The 18351-nt window shown below is 64.3% G+C and carries 21 protein-coding genes and 2 pseudogenes; 11 read left to right on the forward strand and 12 right to left on the reverse strand.

Translation table 11 applies throughout. From position 1 onward, the window contains the following. Positions 1-33: 33 nt before the first annotated feature. Genes lsrB through lsrA form a run of 4 tightly spaced genes read right to left on the reverse strand, consistent with a single transcriptional unit; the run spans position 34 to position 4544 of the window. Positions 34-1050 (reverse strand): autoinducer 2 ABC transporter substrate-binding protein LsrB, encoded by a 1017-nt coding sequence (gene lsrB, locus ACXAD2_RS02095; RefSeq protein ID WP_475166236.1) that lies wholly within the window; start codon positions 1048-1050, stop codon positions 34-36. 35 nt (positions 1051-1085) lie between these two features. Next, entirely contained in the window at positions 1086-2069 is a 984-nt protein-coding gene (locus ACXAD2_RS02100; RefSeq protein WP_475166240.1) for an ABC transporter permease subunit, read from the reverse strand. Further along, positions 2066-3076 carry an ABC transporter permease subunit gene (locus tag ACXAD2_RS02105; RefSeq protein ID WP_475166242.1) on the reverse strand — a complete coding sequence of 337 codons (1011 nt, stop codon included), beginning with the start codon at positions 3074-3076 and terminating at the stop codon, positions 2066-2068. Before ACXAD2_RS02105 ends, ACXAD2_RS02100 begins: the two co-directional genes overlap by 4 nt. After that, positions 3069-4544, reverse strand: a complete 1476-nt coding sequence (lsrA, locus tag ACXAD2_RS02110; protein WP_475166246.1) for an autoinducer 2 ABC transporter ATP-binding protein LsrA — start codon at positions 4542-4544, stop codon at positions 3069-3071. The genes ACXAD2_RS02105 and lsrA overlap by 8 nt, the downstream gene beginning before the upstream one ends. Positions 4545-4764: 220 nt before the next feature. Here lsrA and ACXAD2_RS02115 point away from each other — a divergent pair, with 220 nt between their 5' ends. From ACXAD2_RS02115 to ACXAD2_RS02140, 6 genes are all read left to right on the forward strand, one after another. After that, positions 4765-5703 (forward strand): sugar-binding transcriptional regulator, encoded by a 939-nt coding sequence (locus tag ACXAD2_RS02115; protein WP_475166250.1) that lies wholly within the window; start codon positions 4765-4767, stop codon positions 5701-5703. Positions 5704-5705: 2 nt separating this feature from the next. Further along, a complete protein-coding gene (lsrK, locus tag ACXAD2_RS02120) occupies positions 5706-7235 on the forward strand; it encodes an autoinducer-2 kinase (protein WP_475166253.1) in 1530 nt (509 codons plus the stop codon). 33 nt (positions 7236-7268) lie between these two features. Then, positions 7269-7577: an antibiotic biosynthesis monooxygenase gene (locus ACXAD2_RS02125; protein ID WP_475166256.1), complete on the forward strand. Its 309-nt coding sequence runs from the start codon at positions 7269-7271 to the stop codon at positions 7575-7577. 495 nt (positions 7578-8072) lie between these two features. Next, complete coding sequence (locus ACXAD2_RS02130) at positions 8073-8426, forward strand: transposase (protein WP_475166261.1); 354 nt, start codon at positions 8073-8075, stop codon at positions 8424-8426. After that, on the forward strand, positions 8426-8806 hold the full coding sequence (locus ACXAD2_RS02135; RefSeq protein ID WP_475166263.1) for an IS3 family transposase: 381 nt from the start codon (positions 8426-8428) through the stop codon (positions 8804-8806). The genes ACXAD2_RS02130 and ACXAD2_RS02135 overlap by 1 nt, the downstream gene beginning before the upstream one ends. A 3-nt stretch (positions 8807-8809) precedes the next feature. Further along, complete coding sequence (locus ACXAD2_RS02140) at positions 8810-9220, forward strand: transposase (protein WP_475166268.1); 411 nt, start codon at positions 8810-8812, stop codon at positions 9218-9220. On the opposite strand, the gene istB is transcribed toward ACXAD2_RS02140, so the two are convergent. The 5 genes and pseudogenes from istB to ACXAD2_RS02165 form a co-directional block, all read right to left on the reverse strand. After that, positions 9203-9967, reverse strand: coding sequence for an IS21-like element helper ATPase IstB (gene istB, locus ACXAD2_RS02145; protein ID WP_475166269.1), 765 nt, complete (start codon positions 9965-9967; stop codon positions 9203-9205). The genes ACXAD2_RS02140 and istB overlap by 18 nt on opposite strands. Then, the gene (locus ACXAD2_RS02150) at positions 9964-10740 is read right to left on the reverse strand and encodes a Mu transposase domain-containing protein (RefSeq protein ID WP_475166271.1); all 777 of its coding nucleotides are present in this window, start codon (positions 10738-10740) and stop codon (positions 9964-9966) included. Before ACXAD2_RS02150 ends, istB begins: the two co-directional genes overlap by 4 nt. Before the next feature lie 15 nt (positions 10741-10755). After that, positions 10756-11013 carry a hypothetical protein gene (locus ACXAD2_RS02155; RefSeq protein WP_475166273.1) on the reverse strand — a complete coding sequence of 86 codons (258 nt, stop codon included), beginning with the start codon at positions 11011-11013 and terminating at the stop codon, positions 10756-10758. A gap of 51 nt (positions 11014-11064) precedes the next feature. After that, entirely contained in the window at positions 11065-11445 is a 381-nt protein-coding gene (locus ACXAD2_RS02160) for an IS21 family transposase (RefSeq protein ID WP_475166274.1), read from the reverse strand. Positions 11446-11601: 156 nt separating this feature from the next. Beyond that, positions 11602-11745, reverse strand: a pseudogene (locus ACXAD2_RS02165) (IS3 family transposase); the annotation flags it as partial. A gap of 158 nt (positions 11746-11903) precedes the next feature. Here ACXAD2_RS02165 and ACXAD2_RS02170 point away from each other — a divergent pair. The 5 genes and pseudogenes from ACXAD2_RS02170 to ACXAD2_RS02190 form a co-directional block, all read left to right on the forward strand. Then, positions 11904-12080: pseudogene (locus ACXAD2_RS02170) on the forward strand (ATP-binding protein); the annotation flags it as partial. Positions 12081-12143: 63 nt separating this feature from the next. Beyond that, the gene (locus ACXAD2_RS02175) at positions 12144-12545 is read left to right on the forward strand and encodes a cupin domain-containing protein (protein ID WP_475166277.1); all 402 of its coding nucleotides are present in this window, start codon (positions 12144-12146) and stop codon (positions 12543-12545) included. Positions 12546-12723: 178 nt separating this feature from the next. Beyond that, the gene (locus ACXAD2_RS02180; protein WP_475166279.1) at positions 12724-14163 is read left to right on the forward strand and encodes an ATP-binding protein; all 1440 of its coding nucleotides are present in this window, start codon (positions 12724-12726) and stop codon (positions 14161-14163) included. Further along, the gene (locus ACXAD2_RS02185; protein WP_475166280.1) at positions 14160-14867 is read left to right on the forward strand and encodes a winged helix-turn-helix domain-containing protein; all 708 of its coding nucleotides are present in this window, start codon (positions 14160-14162) and stop codon (positions 14865-14867) included. Before ACXAD2_RS02180 ends, ACXAD2_RS02185 begins: the two co-directional genes overlap by 4 nt. A 551-nt stretch (positions 14868-15418) precedes the next feature. Further along, on the forward strand, positions 15419-16537 hold the full coding sequence (locus tag ACXAD2_RS02190; protein ID WP_475166283.1) for a patatin-like phospholipase family protein: 1119 nt from the start codon (positions 15419-15421) through the stop codon (positions 16535-16537). A gap of 424 nt (positions 16538-16961) precedes the next feature. On the opposite strand, the gene ACXAD2_RS02195 is transcribed toward ACXAD2_RS02190, so the two are convergent. The 3 genes from ACXAD2_RS02195 to ACXAD2_RS02205 are packed head-to-tail and all read right to left on the reverse strand — an operon-like array spanning position 16962 to position 18063. Next, positions 16962-17102: a hypothetical protein gene (locus ACXAD2_RS02195; protein WP_475166285.1), complete on the reverse strand. Its 141-nt coding sequence runs from the start codon at positions 17100-17102 to the stop codon at positions 16962-16964. 44 nt (positions 17103-17146) lie between these two features. Continuing rightward, positions 17147-17761, reverse strand: a complete 615-nt coding sequence (locus ACXAD2_RS02200; protein WP_475166483.1) for an IS3 family transposase — start codon at positions 17759-17761, stop codon at positions 17147-17149. Next, complete coding sequence (locus tag ACXAD2_RS02205) at positions 17710-18063, reverse strand: transposase (protein ID WP_475166287.1); 354 nt, start codon at positions 18061-18063, stop codon at positions 17710-17712. Before ACXAD2_RS02205 ends, ACXAD2_RS02200 begins: the two co-directional genes overlap by 52 nt. Between the last annotated feature and the right edge of the window lie 288 nt (positions 18064-18351).

Raw genomic sequence — 18351 nt, forward strand, 5'->3', positions numbered from 1 at the left:
AAGCGCCCCCGGTGGTCTGTGGCCGGAGCGGCCTCAGAAGTCGTAGTTGTCGATGTTCTCGGCGTTGAAGACGGTGCGCTCGGGCAGCAGGATGATGCCGTTGGCCTCGGCCTCGTATTCGTAGCCCTGCACCGAGTTCGGCGAGACCTCGACCGAGCCGATGCCCGGCACGTCGATGCTGTCGCCGACGTTGAGCGGGCCGTCCTTCAGCACATGCGCCGCCACGGCGACCGAGATCGCCCCCTGCTGCGTCACGTCCCAGAGGCCGAAGCGCTCGACCGTGCCGCGCTTCACGTAGGGGCGCATCACGTTCGGCGTCGAAAAGCCGACGATGGTCACCTTGCCGGCGCGGTCGAGGTTCTCGGCCGCCTGCGCCGATGCCGGAAGGGCGTTGGCGTCGGGGGCGATGATCGCGTCGAGGTCGGGATAAGCGCCGAGGATGCTCTCGGCGGTCTGCAGCGACTTCTGCGCGTCGTTGTAACCGTACTGGGTCGTCACGATCTCCCAGCCCGGGTGCTCGGCGGCGATCTTTGCCTTGGCGGCCTCGGCCCAGGCGTTCTGGTCGGTCACGGTCGGCGAGGAATAGAAGAAGGCGACCTTGGCCTTTTCCTTGCCGGCAAGGCCGTCATTGGCCATGTCGACCAGCAGCCCGCCGAGTTGGTCCGGCGTGCCCTGGTTGATGTAGTAGGAGCGGCACTCGGGGTTCACGTCGCTGTCCCAGGTCATCACCAGCACGTCGCGGGCCATCGCCTGCTTCAGCGCCGGGCACAGCCCGTCGGGCGAGACCGACGACAGAACGAGCGCGCCGTAGCCCTGGTTGACGAAGTTGTTCACGAACTGCACCTGGCCCGATACGCTGGGCTCGGTCGGGCCGTCATAGGTCACGTTGACGCCAAGCTCGTCGCCCATGGCCATCGCGCCGTTGCCGCCCGAGGTGAAGAAGCCCACCCCGACCAGTTTCGGGATAAAGGCGATGTCCTGGGCGTTCGCGACGTTGGCCGCCATTAGGCCGGCCGCAACCGTGCCAAGCAGCGTCAGGGATTTACGCATGGTGTTTCCTCCTCCATTGAAACAAGTGCCCGGGGTCAGTGAGCCTGCCGCGAGCGGACCGGTAAGACGTCCCGCAGCAGTGCTGCGCCGTGGCGCAGGGCAACTACGAGGACCAGCAGCGCCCCGGACAGCGCGCTGGAAATCTGGCTCGGGACACCGCTCATCTGCAGGCCCTGCTGCAGGTAGCCGATGATGAACGTGGCGATGATCGTGCCCAGGACCGAACCCTGGCCGCCGTAGATCGAGGCCCCGCCGAGCACCGCGGCGGTGATCGCCGGCAGCAGCGTGGCGCTGCCGAGATCGACCCGGGCCGAGCCGAAATAGGCCGAGAGCATGAGCCCCGCCAGCGCGGCGGCGAGGCCGGTGAGCACGTAGGTCGTCGCCTGCACGCGGAAAACCGGCATGCCCGAATGGCGCGCGGCATCCTCGTTCTGGCCGACCTGGAACACCAGCCGCCCGAAGCGCGTCAGGTGCAGCAAGACCAGCAGGATCGCGGCAAAGCACAGGAAGACGAAGAGCGGCATCGGCAGGCCCAGCACCTGGGTGTAGCCGAGCGCGGTGAACCCGGCGGGAAAGCCGCCGATGCCCTCGTAGCCGCTGGCGCCGACCAATCCCGAGAGCACGGTCGCCGCGCCCGAGAACATGTAGAGCGAGCCCAGCGTAACCACCAGCGGCTGCAGCCGCGTGAGCCGGATCACCACCGCGTTCAGCAGACCCGCCGCAGCGCCGGTGGCAAAGCCGACCAGCAGCGAGAGCGGTAGCGGCAGTCCGAAGAAGTTGGCGATGCCGAAGGTGATCGCGGCCAGCCCCACGGTCGAGGCGAAGCTCACGTCGATCCCGCCGGCGATGATCACCAGCGTCAGCGGCACAGCGACGATGCCGACCTGCACGAAATCCGAGGTCCCGAACAGCAGCGACGAGGGCCGCAGGAAGCGCGGGTTGATCATCCCGAAGATGGCGAGCTCGGCCAGAAGCACCACGAAGAGCAGCACTTCCCAGCGCATCAGGTGACGTTTCATGCGGCATCCTCCAGGTCGCTGCGCGGGGCAATCTTGTGGCTCGATCGGTGGTAGCGCGCAGCGCGGTCACGGGCCTCGAGCGAGATGCGCAGCCGGCCGTCGATCAGCAGGACGGTCAGCAGCATGGCGCCGCCGATGAGGTCGTTCCAGTAGGCGGGGATCTTGAGGAACACGAGCGAGGTGTCGATCGAGGTGAAGAAGATCACCCCGACGACCACGCCCGCCACGGTCCCCACCCCGCCCAGCAGGCTGATCCCACCGAGCACCAGCGCGGCAATGGCGCGCAACTCGATGCCGCTGCCCGCCTGGTTCGGCACGAAGCCGATCTGTGCGGCATAGGTGATCCCGGCCAGCGCGTACATCGCGCCGCCCCAGACGAAGCAGAGGAACTCGATGCGCTTCACCGGCAGGCCGAGATGACGGGCCGCGGCGCGGTTGTCGCCGACAACCTTGACCCAGCCGCCTCGGCGCGAGCGCAGGAGCAGCCAGACCAGCAGGATGACGCCCGCGGCGACCAGCCCCATGACCGACAGGCCCGCGACCGACTTGGCGCCGAGCGCCTTCAGCGCCTCGGGAAGCTCCTCGATCCACTCGCCGCCGGTGGCGATCAGCATCACCCCGCGGAAGAGCCCGAGCGTGCCGAGCGTCGCCACGATGGAGGGCACGCCGAGCAGCGCCACCAGCGCGCCGCTGAGCGCCCCGGCCAGCAAACCCATGCCGAGCGCCGTGGCGCAAGCGAGCGGCAGCGCGACGCCGGCATTGAGCGTCAGCCCCAGCGTCACCGCCGAGAGCCCTAGAACCGAGCCGCCCGAGACGTCGATGTTGCGCGTCAGGATGATGGGGAAAATCCCAAGCGCCACCAGCATCAGCACCAGCCCGTTCGACCAGATGATGCTCGCGGTGCGCGGCGACAGGAAGCCCGGCGCGGCGGCGCCGACCGCCAGCAGCACGGCCAGCGTGACGAAGAAGAGCGTCGCGACACGGTCGCGGGCGATGCGTTCAAGCATGGGCGGCCTCCCCGGCCTCAAAGGCAAGCTGTGCGATGTCGTCGGTGCTGGATCCGCCGGGCAGGTCCCCCGCGAAATGGCCGCCCGCCATCACGGCGATCCGGTCCGAAAGGCGCAGCACCTCGTCGAAATCGGACGAGATCAGCAGCACCGCGGTGCCGGTCTCGGCGAGGTCCTCGATGATGCGGTAGATGTCGTTGCGCGCACCGACATCGACGCCCCGCGTCGGCTCGTCGAGGATCAGCACCCGGGGCGCTGTGGCGAGGCACTTGGACAGCAGCACCTTCTGCTGGTTGCCGCCCGAAAGGCTGCCGACCGGTTGGTCGGGGCCGGCGCAGCGGATGCCCAGGGTCTCGCGGTATGTCTCGAAGCGGCGGCGCTCCTGCCCGGGCCGCAGCAGGAAAGGCAGCCGGTCGTGCACCAGCGACGAGGTGTTCCAGTAGAGCGGCGCCTCGAGGAAGAGCCCGTATTGTTGGCGGTCCTCGGAAAGATGCACGACCCCCGCCTCCACCGCGGCGCCCGGCCCCTTGGCGCGGAAGTCGCGACCCTCGAGCGTGACGCGTCCAGCGCTGCGCGACCGCAGCCCGACCAGCGTCTCGGCCAGTTCCGTGCGCCCGGCGCCGACGACACCGGTCAGTCCAAGGATCTCTCCCGCCCGCAGCGCCAGCGAGATGTCCACGAAGCCCTCGCCGCTCAGTCCTTCTAGGGTGAGCACCGGAGGACCTGAGATCTCGCGCTGCCTTTCGCGCGCGTCGAGCGCGGTGACGCCGGGGCTCATGGCGGCGAGGATTTCGGCATCGGGGCTCGCGCGCATCCGCTCGCTCAGCACCACGTAGCCGTCGCGCAGCACGGTGATCCGGTCGGAGACCGCGCGCAGCTCGTGCAGCTTGTGGGAAATGAACACAAGCCCGTGTCCCTCGGCGCGCAGTGCGCGCATGTGGCCGAACAGCGTCTCGACCTCGTGCGGCGTCAGCGCCGAGGTCGGCTCGTCGAGGATCAGCACCTTTGCCTCGCGCAGCAGCCCGCGCAGGATCTCGACAATCTGTCGGTCGGCGATCTCGAGCGTCGCGGCCTTGGCATCGGGCGACAGCGAGACGCCAAGCTGGGCGATCAGCTCCTCGACCCGGGTGCGATAGGCAGCGGCGGGTTTCGGCATGCCGACGCAGATGTTGTGGAGCACTGTCTGGTTCGGAAAGATGTGCGCCTCCTGCGGGACGAGGTAGAGTCCCATGGCCTGCGCCTGCGCGGGTGTCGCGGGAGAAAGCGGGGCACCGCCGAGCCGCACCTCGCCGCCCGTGGCGGACACAAGGCCCGCGAGAATCTTCATCAGCGTCGACTTGCCCGCGCCGTTGCCACCCAGCAGCGCATGGATCTCACCGGCGCGGATCGAGAAATCGATCCCCTTCAGCACGGGGACACCCGCGTAGCTTTTCGACACGGATTTCAGCTCCGCGAGCACAGTTTTCATAACGCCTCCTCACCGATACCGGGGTTGCAGGGCAACCATCTAAAAGATGTTCATTTGCTATCGATTGAATCATTTGTGCAGCATGTTTCCGCTATGTCAATCCACATTAGCGTAATTCTTATGCTGCACTACCGCGAAAATGTGCAATTGACTTGTTCAAATGTTTAATTAAGAACTATCATGATCTCGCTTGCATCCCGCAGGAAGAAGGACCCGTTCGATGATGGAACAGCCCCAGAGTGACACAGACGATGCCCTCATGGCGCGCGTGGCATGGCTCTATTACAACGATGGGCTGACCCAGAGCGACGTCGGTGACATCCTCAACATCTCGCGCATCAAGGTTTCGCGCCTGCTCGATGCCGGGCGCACCTCCGGGCTCATCCAGGTGCGGATCAACTCGCGCCAGCAGGGCTGCCTCGAGCTCGAGACCCGGATGCGTCAGCAGTTCGGCCTGAGCGACTGCCGGGTGATTCCCGAAAGCTCGGTCGAGGATGTGAATTTGCGGGTCGGACAGGCTGCCGCCCAGTACCTGATGCAGAAACTCGCCCCCGGCGAGACGCTCTCGGTCGGCTGGGGCGAGACCGTCACCCATTCGATTTGCATGCTCGGCCACACGGCGCAGGAGCGCGGAATCGGCCTCTATTCCCTCACCGGCGGGGTGCAGACCTACGTCGAGGGGATGCGCGAGGCGAACTGGCACCGCAACATCAACATCATCCCCGCGCCGCTGGTCGTCTCGACCCCCGAGCTGGCACGCGCGCTCATGCAGGAGCCGGCGATCGCCGCGCTCATGGCGCAGGCGCTGGAGGCAGACTACAAACTGGTCGGCATAGGCGGGCTCACCGAGAGCGCGACGGTGGTGACCCAGGGCTATATCCCGGCGGGCGAGATCGACCCGCTGCGCCGGGGCGGCGCGCGCGGTGACATCCTCTGCCGCTTCTACGACCGCCGCGGGCAGGACATCGGCGTGCCGCTGCACGACCGGGTGGTCGGCGTGGACCTCGAGCAGCTCCGCGCCTCGGACCGGGTGATCGGCGCGGCGGGCGGGGCAAACAAGACCGGCCCGATCCTCTCGGCACTGCGCGGCGAGATTCTCGACATCCTGATCACCGACGAGCCGACCGCGCTCGCCCTGCTCGACGCCGCGGAGGCCTGACCATGCCCTATTTTCTTGCTTTCGATGCCGGCACCGGCAGTGGCCGCGCCGTGCTCTTCGACGAGACCGGGGCCGAGATCGCCGCCTCGGGACAGGAATGGTGGCACGCCACCGACCCGCGCTACCCTGGCTCGATGGATTTCGACACCGCCGGCAACTGGGCCGCGCTCGCGCGCTGCTGCCGCGAGGTGATCGCCTTGAGCGGTGTCGATCCCGCCGAGATCCACGCTGTCAGCGCCACCGCCATGCGCGAAGCCTTCGTGCTGCATGACGCCAGCGGCGCCGAGATCTGGGCTTGCGCCAACGTCGATGCCCGCGCCGGGGACGAGGTGCGCGAGCTGAAGGAGGCCCACCCCGGGCTCGAGGCCGAGATCTACGCCCGCTCCGGCCAGACCTACGCGCTCGGCGCCCTGCCCCGCCTCGCCTGGCTGCGCCGTCACGCTCCCGAGACACTGGAGCGCGCCCGCAGCCTCACCATGCTCTCGGACTGGATCGTCCACCGGCTCTCGGGCGAACTGACGCTAGAGCCCTCTAACGGCGGCACCACCGGCCTGCTCGACCTGCGCACCCGTGCACCGCTCACCGAGGCGCTGGAGTCCGTCGGCCTGCCCACCGATCTTTTCCCCCGCGGCGTCGCTACCGGTGAGGTCATCGGCACGGTCCATGCTGCCGCCGCGGCCGAGACCGGGCTGGCCCCCGGCACGCTGGTCGTCGCCGGCGGCGGCGACTGCCAGACCGGCGCGCTCGGGCTCGGCATCGTGCACGAGGGGGACTGCGCGGTGCTCGGCGGCACCTTCTGGCAGCAGGTGGTCAACGTGCCCCTCTCGCTCACCGATCCATGCATGAAGCTGCGCATCAACCCGCACATGGTCGCCGGGCTCAACCAGGCCGAGGCGATCAGCTTCTTCACCGGCGCGGTCATGCGCTGGTTCCGCGACGCCTTCGGCAACGGCAGGGGCTACGCCGCGCTCGAGGCCGACTCGATGGCCGTTCCGCCCGGCGCGCACGGGATTATCCCGATTTTTTCCGACGTCATGCGCTATGGCGACTGGTTCCACGCCGCGCCCTCGCTGCTCAACCTCTCGCTCGATGCCGCTGCAGCGGGCCCCGCCGCGATCTTCCGCGCGCTGCAGGAGAACGCCGCCATCGTCGCGCACCGCAACCTCGAGGCGGTCTTCGCGCTCACCGGCCACCGGCCCGAGCGGCTGGTCTTCGCCGGCGGCGCCGCGAAATCCGCGCATTGGTCGCAGATCCTTGCCGATGTCACCGGGCTGACCGTGGTCACGCCCCAGGTGACAGAGGCCACCGCGCAGGGCTGCGCCTCGGCGGCCGCGACCGGTGCAGGCTATTTCACCTCGCTCGCCGAGGCGGGCGGCGCCTGGACACGGACCGAGCGCACCTTCACCCCCAACGCCGCGCTGCGCCCGCTCTACAACGAGGCTGGCGAGCGATGGGCCCACGCCTATGCCGCGCAGCGCCAGCTCGTGCTCGACGGCACCACCACTTCCATGTGGCAGGCACCCGGCATCTGAGGCTTCCCATTCCACGCAAAAAAGGACAAGATCATGCTGATCCAACTCGTCAACATCAAGGTCCAGGAGGGCACGCGCGACACCTTCCTCAAGGCCTTCACGCTGAACTGCGAAGGAACGCGAAAGGAGCCGGGCAACCTGCGCTTCGACCTGCTGCACGACCCCGCGGACGAGAACAATTTCTACGTCTACGAGATCTTCGAGAGCGAGGCGGCGCTCGACGAACACCGCAAGACCCCGCACTACCAGACTTGCGTTTCGATGATCGACCCGATCACCCTCGGCGGCCGCAGCAAGACCTATTTCGCGCCGGTGCTGATCCAAGACCAAGCACCCGCCTGAGCCCTTGGCGGGGTTCCGATCACCAAGCCGTGCCGCCGTTCCCGAACGGCGCACGCTTTCCCGCTGTGCGGTGTTTCCGGGCATAAGCAACGTGCCTCCCCGTTTGCAGTGAAGCTCACCCGAACCGGTCATTGATGCAAGATACAGCATGTTGAGAGGTTCGAGGTCGGTAGTGCGGAGCAACTCGGCCGCTCGCCGCCCGACAAACTTGGCTTGATACACGGGAAGCGCTCACAATTCCGTTTGCCCCGACTTGCGAAAGACACCGCTTCCGTCGTGATCAGGTGATGTGTGCGGGCATTAGCTTTCCTGCGTGCCCACGAACATCCGGTCCTTCGCAGCTGTGATGTGGTGGCGCATAGTGGCGTTTGCGACCTCGGGTTGCTGCATGTCAATGGCGGAGCAAAAACCAGCCACGGGTGGAGTGCGCCCCTCGGGCTGGACAGCTTGAGCTGAAGATTTTGACCGGGTCGTGGTTCTGATAAGGAGAACCGCATGGCCAAGAAGCACCGTCGTCACAGCACGTCCAAGAAACGCGAAGTCGTCGAAGCCTATTTCAACGGCGAGTCGATGCGCGCGCTCAGCCAGAGGCACGATATTTGCCGCACGCTGATCCCGATCTGGATCGACAAGTATGAGCGCGGCGAATTTGACGATGACGCCATCGAAGAGGAACTGCTCCCCGAATACGAAACGCGGATCGCGGCGCTCGAACGGCTTGTCGGCCGTCAGGCGCTCGAGATCGAGTTTTTAAAAACGGCGCGGGCGCACACACGGTCGCAGAGAAACGGATCTACATCCGTGATCACCGGCCCGTCGGCCTCTCGGTCAGACGGGGGTGCGAGTTGATGGATCTTCCCCGTTCCAGTTTTTACGACGCTTCCGGCCCGACCGCAGAAGATCCGGCCGTCAGCGAGATTCTGTTGATCACGGAGACCTGCCGCAACTATGGGTATCGCCGTGTCACTGCTGAATTACGCCACCGTGGTCTTGTCGTGAACTCGAAGAAAGTGCGGCGGATCATGCGTGAGAATGATCTGAATCCAAAGCGGAAACGCCGCTATGTCGCAACCACCGACAGCAGCCACGATAGCCCGATCTATCCGAATGTTGCCAAAGGGTTTGAAGTCCATGGACCGGATCAGCTCTGGGTCGGGGACATCACCTATGTCGCCATCGGGACCGGCTTCGTATATCTTGCCGTCATTCTGGACGCCTGGTCGCGCTAGGTCGTGGGCTACGGGCTAGGCCGCAACATCGACGTGCGCCTCACAGCGGCTGCGCTGAAGGCTGCAACCGCATCCCGACGCCCGCTACCGGGATGGGTTTTTCATACCGACAGGGGAGCGCAATATGCCGCATCCCGGCATCGCCGCATCCTCGAGCGCCACGGCTTCTTCGGGTCTATGAGCCGTCGAGGGAATCCCTACGATAACGCGCAAGCCGAAAGCTTCATGAAGACGCTGAAGGTCGAGGCGGTCTATGTGACCGAATACGAGACCTTCGAAGACGTCGCAGCGGATTTGCCAAACTTCATCGACAACGTCTACAACTCCACCAGGCTGCATTCTGCGCTCGGCTACTTGAGCCCCAACCAGTTCGAAGAAAGAAACGCCGCGCCCCGGTCAAAGCGAGCCGCCTGACTGGTCCAGCCCGAGCGGCGCACTCCAGTAGCTGTCGCCATTCATCTCGAGGATGTTGACGTGGTGGGTCAGGCGGTCGAGCAGAGCGCCGGTCAGCCGCTCTGTTCCGAAGGTCTCGGTCCATTCGTCGAACGGCAGGTTGCTGGTGATGAGCGTGGCGCCACGCTCGTAGCGTTGCGAGATCATCTCGAAGAGTAGCTCGGCGCCGGTCTTTGACAGAGGCACGAAGCCCAGCTCATCGATGATGAGCAGTTTGACGGAGGCCAGCTGCTTCTGGAGCCGCAGGAGGCGGCGCTCGTCGCGGGCTTCCATCAACTCATTGACCAGTGCCGCGGCCGTAGTGAAGTTGACCGACATTCCTTTCTGACAGGCGGCTAATCCCAGCCCCAGAGCAACATGGGTTTTGCCCGTGCCACTCGGTCCGAGCGCAATGACGTTTTCGCGCCGCTCGATCCATTCGCAACGGGCAAGTTCCAGCACCTGCATCTTGTTGAGCTTCGGGATCGCCTTGAAGTCGAAGCTGTCCAGGCTCTTCCTGGCGGGGAACTTTGCAGCCTTGATCCGACGTTCGATCATCCGTCCCTCGCGATCAATCAGTTCCAGTTCGACAAGTCGGGCGAGGAACTGGACGTGGTCCAGGCCCTCGGCTGCACATTGGCGCGCCAGCTTCTCGTGCTCCCGCAAGAAGGTCGGGAGCTTCAGCGTCTTGAGGTGATGAGCAAGCAGGATCTGCGGAGCACCGGTCATGCCGCGTCTCCCGACAGAAGAGACATGTAGCTGGCCGCCGAGGTGGTCCCGACATTCGCGCGCGGCAGGTAGGGATAGACATCGAGGTCCAGCTTCGGCGGCCGTTTCTCAACATGGCAGAGAGCAAGGTGCTTCACGGCATCGAAGCCGACCGCGCCCAATTGCAGGGCCTTCTTCACGGCCGCGTGGAGATCATCGATGTCGAAGGTTTCCAGCAGGCGCAAAACCTGCACATATTCCCGGCGTCCCGCCTTGATCATCCGCGCCTCCATCAGGCGGCGCAGGGTCTCGAACTCAACTGGCAGGCCCCAGCCCGCCAAGGGGGCGGCCTGATCAAGGGTATTGATCTTCTTCTCGAGCAGCAGAAGGTAATGGATCGAGTCGAAGATCATGTCATCGCGCGCATAGCACCGCGGGTGCCGGGCGATGACCTCGCCGCGACAGCCGATCACGACCTGATCAACATAGCCGCGCACCCAAACATCCCGATGCCCATAAGCAACCGGCACCGAGTAATCGTTGGTGCCGTACCGAACGAGAGATTGAGAGCTGACCCGGGCGCTGACCTGCTCGCAGGCGTCGAAAGGCGTTCCTGGCAGGGCTCTCAGCTCCGCCAGATCGCGTTGCAGCCGTGCGCCGATGGTCTCGGACTGGCCGCGCAGAACATCCGCCTGACGTTTGCGACACTGCTCCTCCAGATAGGCGTTGAACGAAGCCCAACTCACAAACCGCGGGACCGGGACCATGAAGTTGCGGCGGGAACCGCCGACCAATCCTTCCGCGTTGCCCTAGTCGTTCCCCTTGCCGGAGCGGCCATAGCGGTCTCGGAACAGGTAGTGGGACAGGAACCCGCTGAAGAGCGTGGCCCGCTGACGTGTGCCGTCCGCCAGGATCTTCGCAACAAGACAGCGATCGTTGTCGTAGAGGACCGATACCGGCACCCTGCCGAAGAAGGCGAAGGCGTGGACGTGGCCGTCTCCCCAGGCTTCCGCTGTCGCCGCGGGATAGGCGCGCACGAAGCAGGCATCACTGTGCGGCAAGTCCATAACGAAGAAGTGCGCCTTCTGCTCGACGGCGAGCCATTGTGCGCCATTGGTTCAAGCGCAATGGCGAGCGATGACAACCACAGCCTCGCCGAAGTCGGCCTGGGCATGTCCTGGCGGATGGGCCAGCGGCACGAACATCTCTCGGCCGCGCCGCTCGCGCTCCCGCATGTAGTCCTTGATGATCGTATAGCCGCCGGTGAAGCCATGCTCATCGCGAAGCCGCTCGAATACCCGCTTCGCCGTGTGCCGTTGCTTTCGATGGACCTCGCGATCCCCTTCCAGCCAGCCATCGATGATCTCGGTGAACCCATCCAGCTTCGGCCGCTTCACCGGCGCCGTCCGCCGGTATCCAGGCGGAACCGAGAACGCCAACATCTTCCGAACACTGTCGCGGGAAACCCCAAACTGACGCGCAGCCTCGCGCTGGCTCATGCCTTCTGAACAAGCCAGGCGAACCTTCCGATACAAATCCACGGTGAAAATCCTCCCGCCCTCCCTGTCGCCAGAAAGGGTAAAGGTGGACGACTTTTACGCCGCCCGCAGCGGGCTCATCCCGCCGCTACCGTGGTCGACTTTCTCACCGCCGTTCTCAGCTATGCTCTCCTCGCCGCGAAGGCCCTCAAGCACGATGCGGATCTTTTCCTCCGCCGAATGCTGTTTGCGGGTGCGTCGGCGGATGTCCTTCACAACCTTCTCAGCGGAAGGCTTCGGTGTTCCGGGTTTCTGTCTCATCTCCACTCCTTGGTGGTTACGATGAGCCAGAAACCCTCCTTTCCGAAATCAATTCAGATGTCCCATGGGCGCTGACGCCGGACAATCGGCGGCTGGGTTATCCGCATCGGCTAAGCCGAAATCGCGCCAAGTCCAATGACCGTTGCGCTCACGTGACAAACCTGTTCTTCCAACTCGTCAATGCGCGTTACGCGAAAGGGGCAACAATGATCCTCACCTCGAACCGCGGCTTGGCCGAGTGGGGCGAGGTCTTCTGTGACCCCATCGTCGCAACCGCCGCGCTGCTGGACCGGCTGCTGCACCATGCGGTCATCGTGCAGATCGAGGGCGCCAGTTGCTGACCCCGCGGCCACGCCGGTTGCTGGTGATGAGCGTGGCGCCGCGCGCTCAATGTTCCCATGCAAGAGCTTTTTGGCGAACAGGGCCTCGAGCGAGAAGCGCCGCCGGGTGACGATCCTGCATTTGTGCGACGCAAGCAGAACCGCGGCCTGATCGAACTAGGAATGATGCGGAAAGGGCTGCCGACCTCGACCGACCGTCACAACCTGCAGATCATGATACTGCATCTCGAGCCCGGCGGCGACATTGGCAAGAATGTGTTGAGCTATCCCGCCCAAAACGGCGGCATGGTCTTCTCCGGCGAAGTTCTTTTGCGCGTTGACGATGACGAAGTCACCTTCTACGAAGGTATCAGCTTTGTCTTTGACCGTGCGCGACCTCACTCGTTGAGAAATATCGGCGATACTCACGATTCGGTCCAATGGGTAATTGGGGCGGTACAGTTTGACCGGCACCTTTGAAGCCACCGGGATTAGAACTCTCTCATTTCCGCCAGTGAGACAAAAGTACCCGGGTCACTCTGCTTGTAGCCACGACGGCTGTTCGAAAGGCTCGACGGGTTGGAGGCGGTCGACTTATGCGGGTAGTGCTTTGGGATCACTTCACCATTTCTGCACTTTGGCGACGTAGGCGCGCTCTATGATCTGGCCGCGGCTTTCTCTGACCGGCAAGCTTTTCGTCGCTGTTGTGGTCCCGGTCTTGCTGGCCGTGGGCCTCATGGCCGTGGCCCTTGACTACAGCACGCGCCAGGGCTTCACCCGCTACCTGCTCGAGTCCGAGCTGACAGGTCTTGAGGGCCTCTCCGAGGCGCTCAAGACCGATCCGCGCGCCGCGCAAGGTTGGCCAGACATCACCAGCTACCAGGACTGGATTGGATTGATCCACCGCTCTGTTCCCGGACCGCCGGAACCTCCCTCGCTTCTACCTAACAGACCTCCCTCGGGTCCCTCTGGTCGGAATCGCGCAGAACCCGAAATCCATCCCATTCCACTGCCCGACCGGCTTGTGCTCTTGTCTGCAGGCGGCTCAGTTCTGGCAGGCCGCCCATACGCGTCCAGCACTTGGGTCGACCTGCCTTTGGAAGACGCGCAGGGCGCAGCTCTGGGGACCCTGCGGCTCTACGGCTTGGACAACCCACAGGCCGCTCTGAGCGCGCTCTACCTCGAGCGGCAATTCAAGGCTATCGTGGTCGCAGCGCTGATTGCCCTTGCCTGTGCATCACTGGTTGCTCTTTTAACAGCACGCCAGCTGCTCTCGCCGATCCACCGCATCGGCGAGCACGTGGCGCGACTGGCTTCGGGCGACCTCTCGAGCCGGCTCGACGCACGCCGGCGCGACGAGCTGGGCCGCATGATGCGCGACCAAAATGCCCTTGCGGCCAGTCTTGAGGCCAGCCGCAGGCGGGAGCGGCAATGGGTGTCGGACACCTCACATGAGCTGAAAACCCCGCTGGCTATCCTTCGGGCGGACATCGAAGCCATGCAGGACGGCATTCGGCCATTGAATGGACAAACCCTCGGCACCATGCACGGTGCGGTGATGCGGCTTTCCAGGCTTACCGACGATCTAAGACTGCTCGCCAGCGCAGACGAGGCGCGGCTAGCGTTGGCGTTCCGGCACTGCGACTTGGGAGAACTCGCGCGGAGCGCCTGCGAGGACAGCCGCCTGCTTGACGCACAGCCCGGACTCGCGCTGATGCTCGACGCAGACGACCCCGTGCCGGTCATCGGTGACGCTCAGAGGCTGCGTCAGGTCATCGACAACTTGCTCGACAACTCCGCGCGCTACACCGACAAGCCAGGAAGCATAAGGGTAAGCTGCCGCTGCGAGACCGAGGTGGCCGTTCTGACCGTCTCCGATAGCGGTCCCTGCCCCTCCCCGGACGTGTTGCCGACACTGTTCAACCGCTTCACACGTGACGAGAACTCCCGGTCCCGGAACCACGGCGGCTCCGGATTGGGGCTGTCCATCTGCCGTACGCTCGTCACAGCTCATCGCGGCACCATCGAAGCCCACCCTTCGGATTTGGGCGGGCTAACCTTTCACGTGCGCCTGCCTCTGGCCTTGGATCACCTATGACCCCATCTCCTGCACACATCCTCATCATCGAGGACGAAGAAGCTCTTGCTGAGGTCGTCCACGATTACATCCTGGCTGCGGGTATGGCAGCCGACATACAATTGGACGGTAGGGGCGCCGCAGCGCGTGCGCTCGCGGAAAGCCACGACCTGATAGTACTCGATCTTATGCTTCCGGGTGTCGACGGGCTGACCATATGCCGAGAGCTGCGCGCCGCCAGCGATGTCCCGATCATCATGACGACAGCAAAGGTCGAAGAGATCGACTGCCTCCTAGGGCTCGAACTTGGGGCTGATGACTATGTATGCAAACCCTACTCGCCGCGCGAACTCGTTGCCCGGATCAAGGCAGTCCTGCGGCGACGATCCGGTCCCACACCTGTTAGCGCCTTCGAGGTCTCGGAAAAGCCCCCGCCTCGCCTTATACTGGATTGCAGCGCATGGCGCGCGACGCTGGACGGACATCGCCTGGAGCTCACACGCCGCGAATTCACCCTTCTAGAGATCCTAGCGCGCAGACCTGGGCGGGTCTTTTCCCGCGACCAGTTGCTTGATCTTGCCTTTCCGGATGACAGCTCCGTCTTCGACCGAACGGTAGATAGCCACATCCGCAATATCCGCCGCAAGATTGCCGCGGTGTCAGAGCAAGACCTCATCCGCTCCGTCTACGGCGTAGGCTATGCGTTTGAAGCATCCGACGTCTGACACCCGCACGCAACAGGACAAGAAAATTCTGCGTCTGCATGCTCGCTTCATAATCTCTGCAAAACGCCTCCTTGAAGCGGTGCGAAGAGGTCTCCGGGCGCATCCAAAGCGCCAGAAAAAAGTAGGAGACCCCGATGAGACCTTCAATCGGAACCCGCGTGACACTTCTCGTCGTCCTCGTGGTGTGCAGCTTCTTCTCGCTGAGCATCGCCTTCGCACCCTCCGTGGAGCGCGAGTTGGAAGCGAATAACAACACGGTTCGACCCCAATCCGGCCTCCCCGCTGGTCCTGGCGGTCATCCACCGCCCGAGGCTGCCGCAGCTTGTATCAGCAAGACCTCGGGCGAGAAATGCTCTATGAGCATGCCTGATGGCAACACGCTATCCGGTGTCTGCCGCTCCCTGGATGGAGAGACGGGCCTGAGCTGCATTCCATCAGGCGCCGCCCCTCTTGGCTGAGCCAGCGTCCGCGCGAGTGTCTTTGGCTCAAGACGCGGCGGGCACGGTAACCTGCCGTCTGACACGCCGCCGAATATTTCGGGGAACATCCTCATGACAAGTATCAACCTCCCTCGGCGCGACTTCCTCATCGGATCCTGCGCCGCTCTGCTCTCAGCCTGTACGTCCGGCGGAACGCCCGAGACGCACCCTCCGCTGGGTGACGATAGCGATCCGCTCGCGGCCTACCGGCTACTCGCGAACGCAGACCTTGCAAGCTGGAGCGATCATGTGCCCCTTGATCAACTCGGGAGTGCTCCGCAGATCCTCGCTCTCTCGGGAGGCGGAGAGGATGGCGCCTTCGGCGCGGGTCTTCTCAACGGCTGGAGCAAGTCGGGAACGCGACCGGATTTCGACATCGTGACGGGCGTGTCCACCGGAGCCTTGATCGCGCCGTTCGCCTTTCTCGGCGCGGACTATGACGACAGGTTGCGCGACATGTTCTTAAAGCACGGAGCGCGCGATCTCATGGAGCTGAGTGCTTTGGGCTTCGTGACCAACGGCTCGCTCTACGATACCGCGCCCTTGGAGAAACTCATCGAAGAGTTCACGCCACCCTCTGTGTTGCGCGGTGTCGCAGCGAGACATGCCACCGGGGCACGGCTATTTGTCGTGACGACCAGTCTCGATATTTCACGGGCGGTGGTCTGGGATATGGGAGCCATCGCGAGGGACGGAAAAGCAAAGCTCTTCCGCGCGATCCTCCGCGCTTCGGCGGCAATTCCCGGGATGTTTCCGCCGGTCGGGATCAGCTATCTGGCGAATGGTGCCAAGCATCTGGAAACTCATGTCGATGGCGGGGTTTACATGCCGTTTCTCGCAATTCCCTCTGCGGCCTACGGCCCCCAGATGCCCAAGCTGAATGGGGGCAATCTCTTTGTGGTGGTTAACAATACACTCGATCCGGCACCGCAGAAGGTGAACAAGAGTGCAATTGGCGTCTCGCAGCAGGCACTCACCACGATGATCAGAGCCTCCGCCCGTTCCGAGCTTGCGGCAACACGGCTCGCAGGCCGGCAAATCGGGCTCAATGTCCTGAGTGCGTCCATCGATCCCGCCGCAGGCATCGTTTGGGATCCGACTGACCGGTTCGCGCCCAGCTACATGCAGGCTCTCTATCGCCACGGATTTGATCGGGCAGCTAGGGGCACCGCTTGGACCTCGAGTGCATGACCTTGGGAAGGCTTCCAAGTGCATCTCGGCACGATCCATATCAGCCAGGGTGTCGGTCGAGGAATTGCGCGGATCCCAAAAGGACTTCGCTAGCGATCCCGACATCATCTGAATTGATGGGAACCGCACTTCACCCGGGACGTCCGGGCAGTGAGCCTATGTCGATCATCACCTGCTCGGGCAGCCACCAAATTCCTGGCGCCGCGTGTCTGGCAAAATACTACGGCACCGGCGACGGCACGCCGGCCAAGGACCCGAACTACCAAGGACCGCTGCGGCGCCAATGCAGGCCAAGCTGGCAGCGCCTCCCTTCGCGGAGGCGCACGCGCCCGCCAAGTGGCCGACTTCCTGCACCAGCGCGGACTCTGGAATGAAGCGAGTTCGTCGCCGTCGAGATTGTCAATCGGCAGCGAACTTTGACCCCCTATTGGAGTGCGCCCCTGCGGATGGACATTCTCAGGCGGCGGTTGTTGTAGGCCTCGATGAACCGGGGCAGGCGTGTGGCGACGTCGTCGAACGCCTCATACTCCATAAGGTAAGCGTCCTCCACCTTCAGTGTCTTCATGAAGCTCTCGGCCTTTGCGTTGTCGTACGGGTTGCCGCGGCGGCTCATAGATCCGAAGAAGCCTGTTCGGCAAGAATGCCTCGATGCAGCTCCGACGCGTACTGGGATCCGCGGTCCGTGTGGAAAACGCAGCCGGGCAAGGGACGCCGCTCCGCGATCGCGCTGCGGAGCGCCCTCGCCGCCAGGCGGGCGTCGATGCTGCGGCCGATGGCACAGCCGAGAACACGGCGCGACCACGCGTCCAGGATCAGCGCGGCATAAACGAAGCCTCCGGCGATGGTGATGTAAGTCAGGTCAGCTACCCAGAGCTGGTCCGGACCGTAAACCTCGAATTCCTTGGCAATGAAAGGAAAGATCGGGCCGCCATGGTCGCTGTCTGTTGTGCGGGTGGTGCGCCGCCTCCGCCGCGGGTTCAGGCCGTTCTCTCTCATCAGCCGCCGGACCTTTTTCGAATTCACGACCATGCCCCGATGCCGGAGTTCGGCATCGACCCGGCGGTAGCCATAGCCCTCGAACTCGTCGGTAATCGCCCGGATTTCCTCAATGATGACGGTGTCTCCGGGCCTGGGGCCGGGATCGGCATAGAAGCTGGACCTCGCGACGTCCATCAGCTCGCATCCCCGCCGGATCGAGAGCCCCCGGGGTCGGCAGTCCCGGATGTAGGCTCGTTTCTCGGCAAGCGTCCGGAGCGTCGAGCCCCCTTTAGAAACTCGATCTCGAGCGCCTGGCGCCCGGCAAGCCGCTCCAGCGCAACGATCCGGGCTTCGTATTCGGCCATCAGTTCGGCCGCCGCCACGTCTTCGTCGAGCGCGCCTGCTTCCGCTTTTTCGATCCAGACCCGGATCAGGTTGCGCGACAGGTCGTGGCGGCGGCCGAGCGCTTGAAGCGTCTCGCCGCCCTGAAACTCGGCGACGACCTGGCGCTTGAATTCGGTACTATGGCTTCGGTGGCGTCTGGGCATAGGCTTTCTTCCTCTGAAAGCCCGCAGGAGGTCAATTCAACCGGCCAACCTGGTCCATCCGCAGGGGCGCACTCCACAGGAGCCGCGACACGCGTCGCGATCCGAGCGGCGGGGGGCTGCAAAACCTGCACACGAAACCGGAGGACCGGTGCGAGCCCGCGCGACGTGCCGCGAAGCGCGCGATGCGGTTTTCGATCGCCTCGCTTCCGGTTGCCATTCCTCGCGGTTTTGTCGATGCTGTGCCCGGGCTTCAGTTGCTACGGAAGGGATCGCCATGCGTCGTCAGCT

This window comes from Salipiger sp. ABN3_019 (assembly GCF_056158605.1).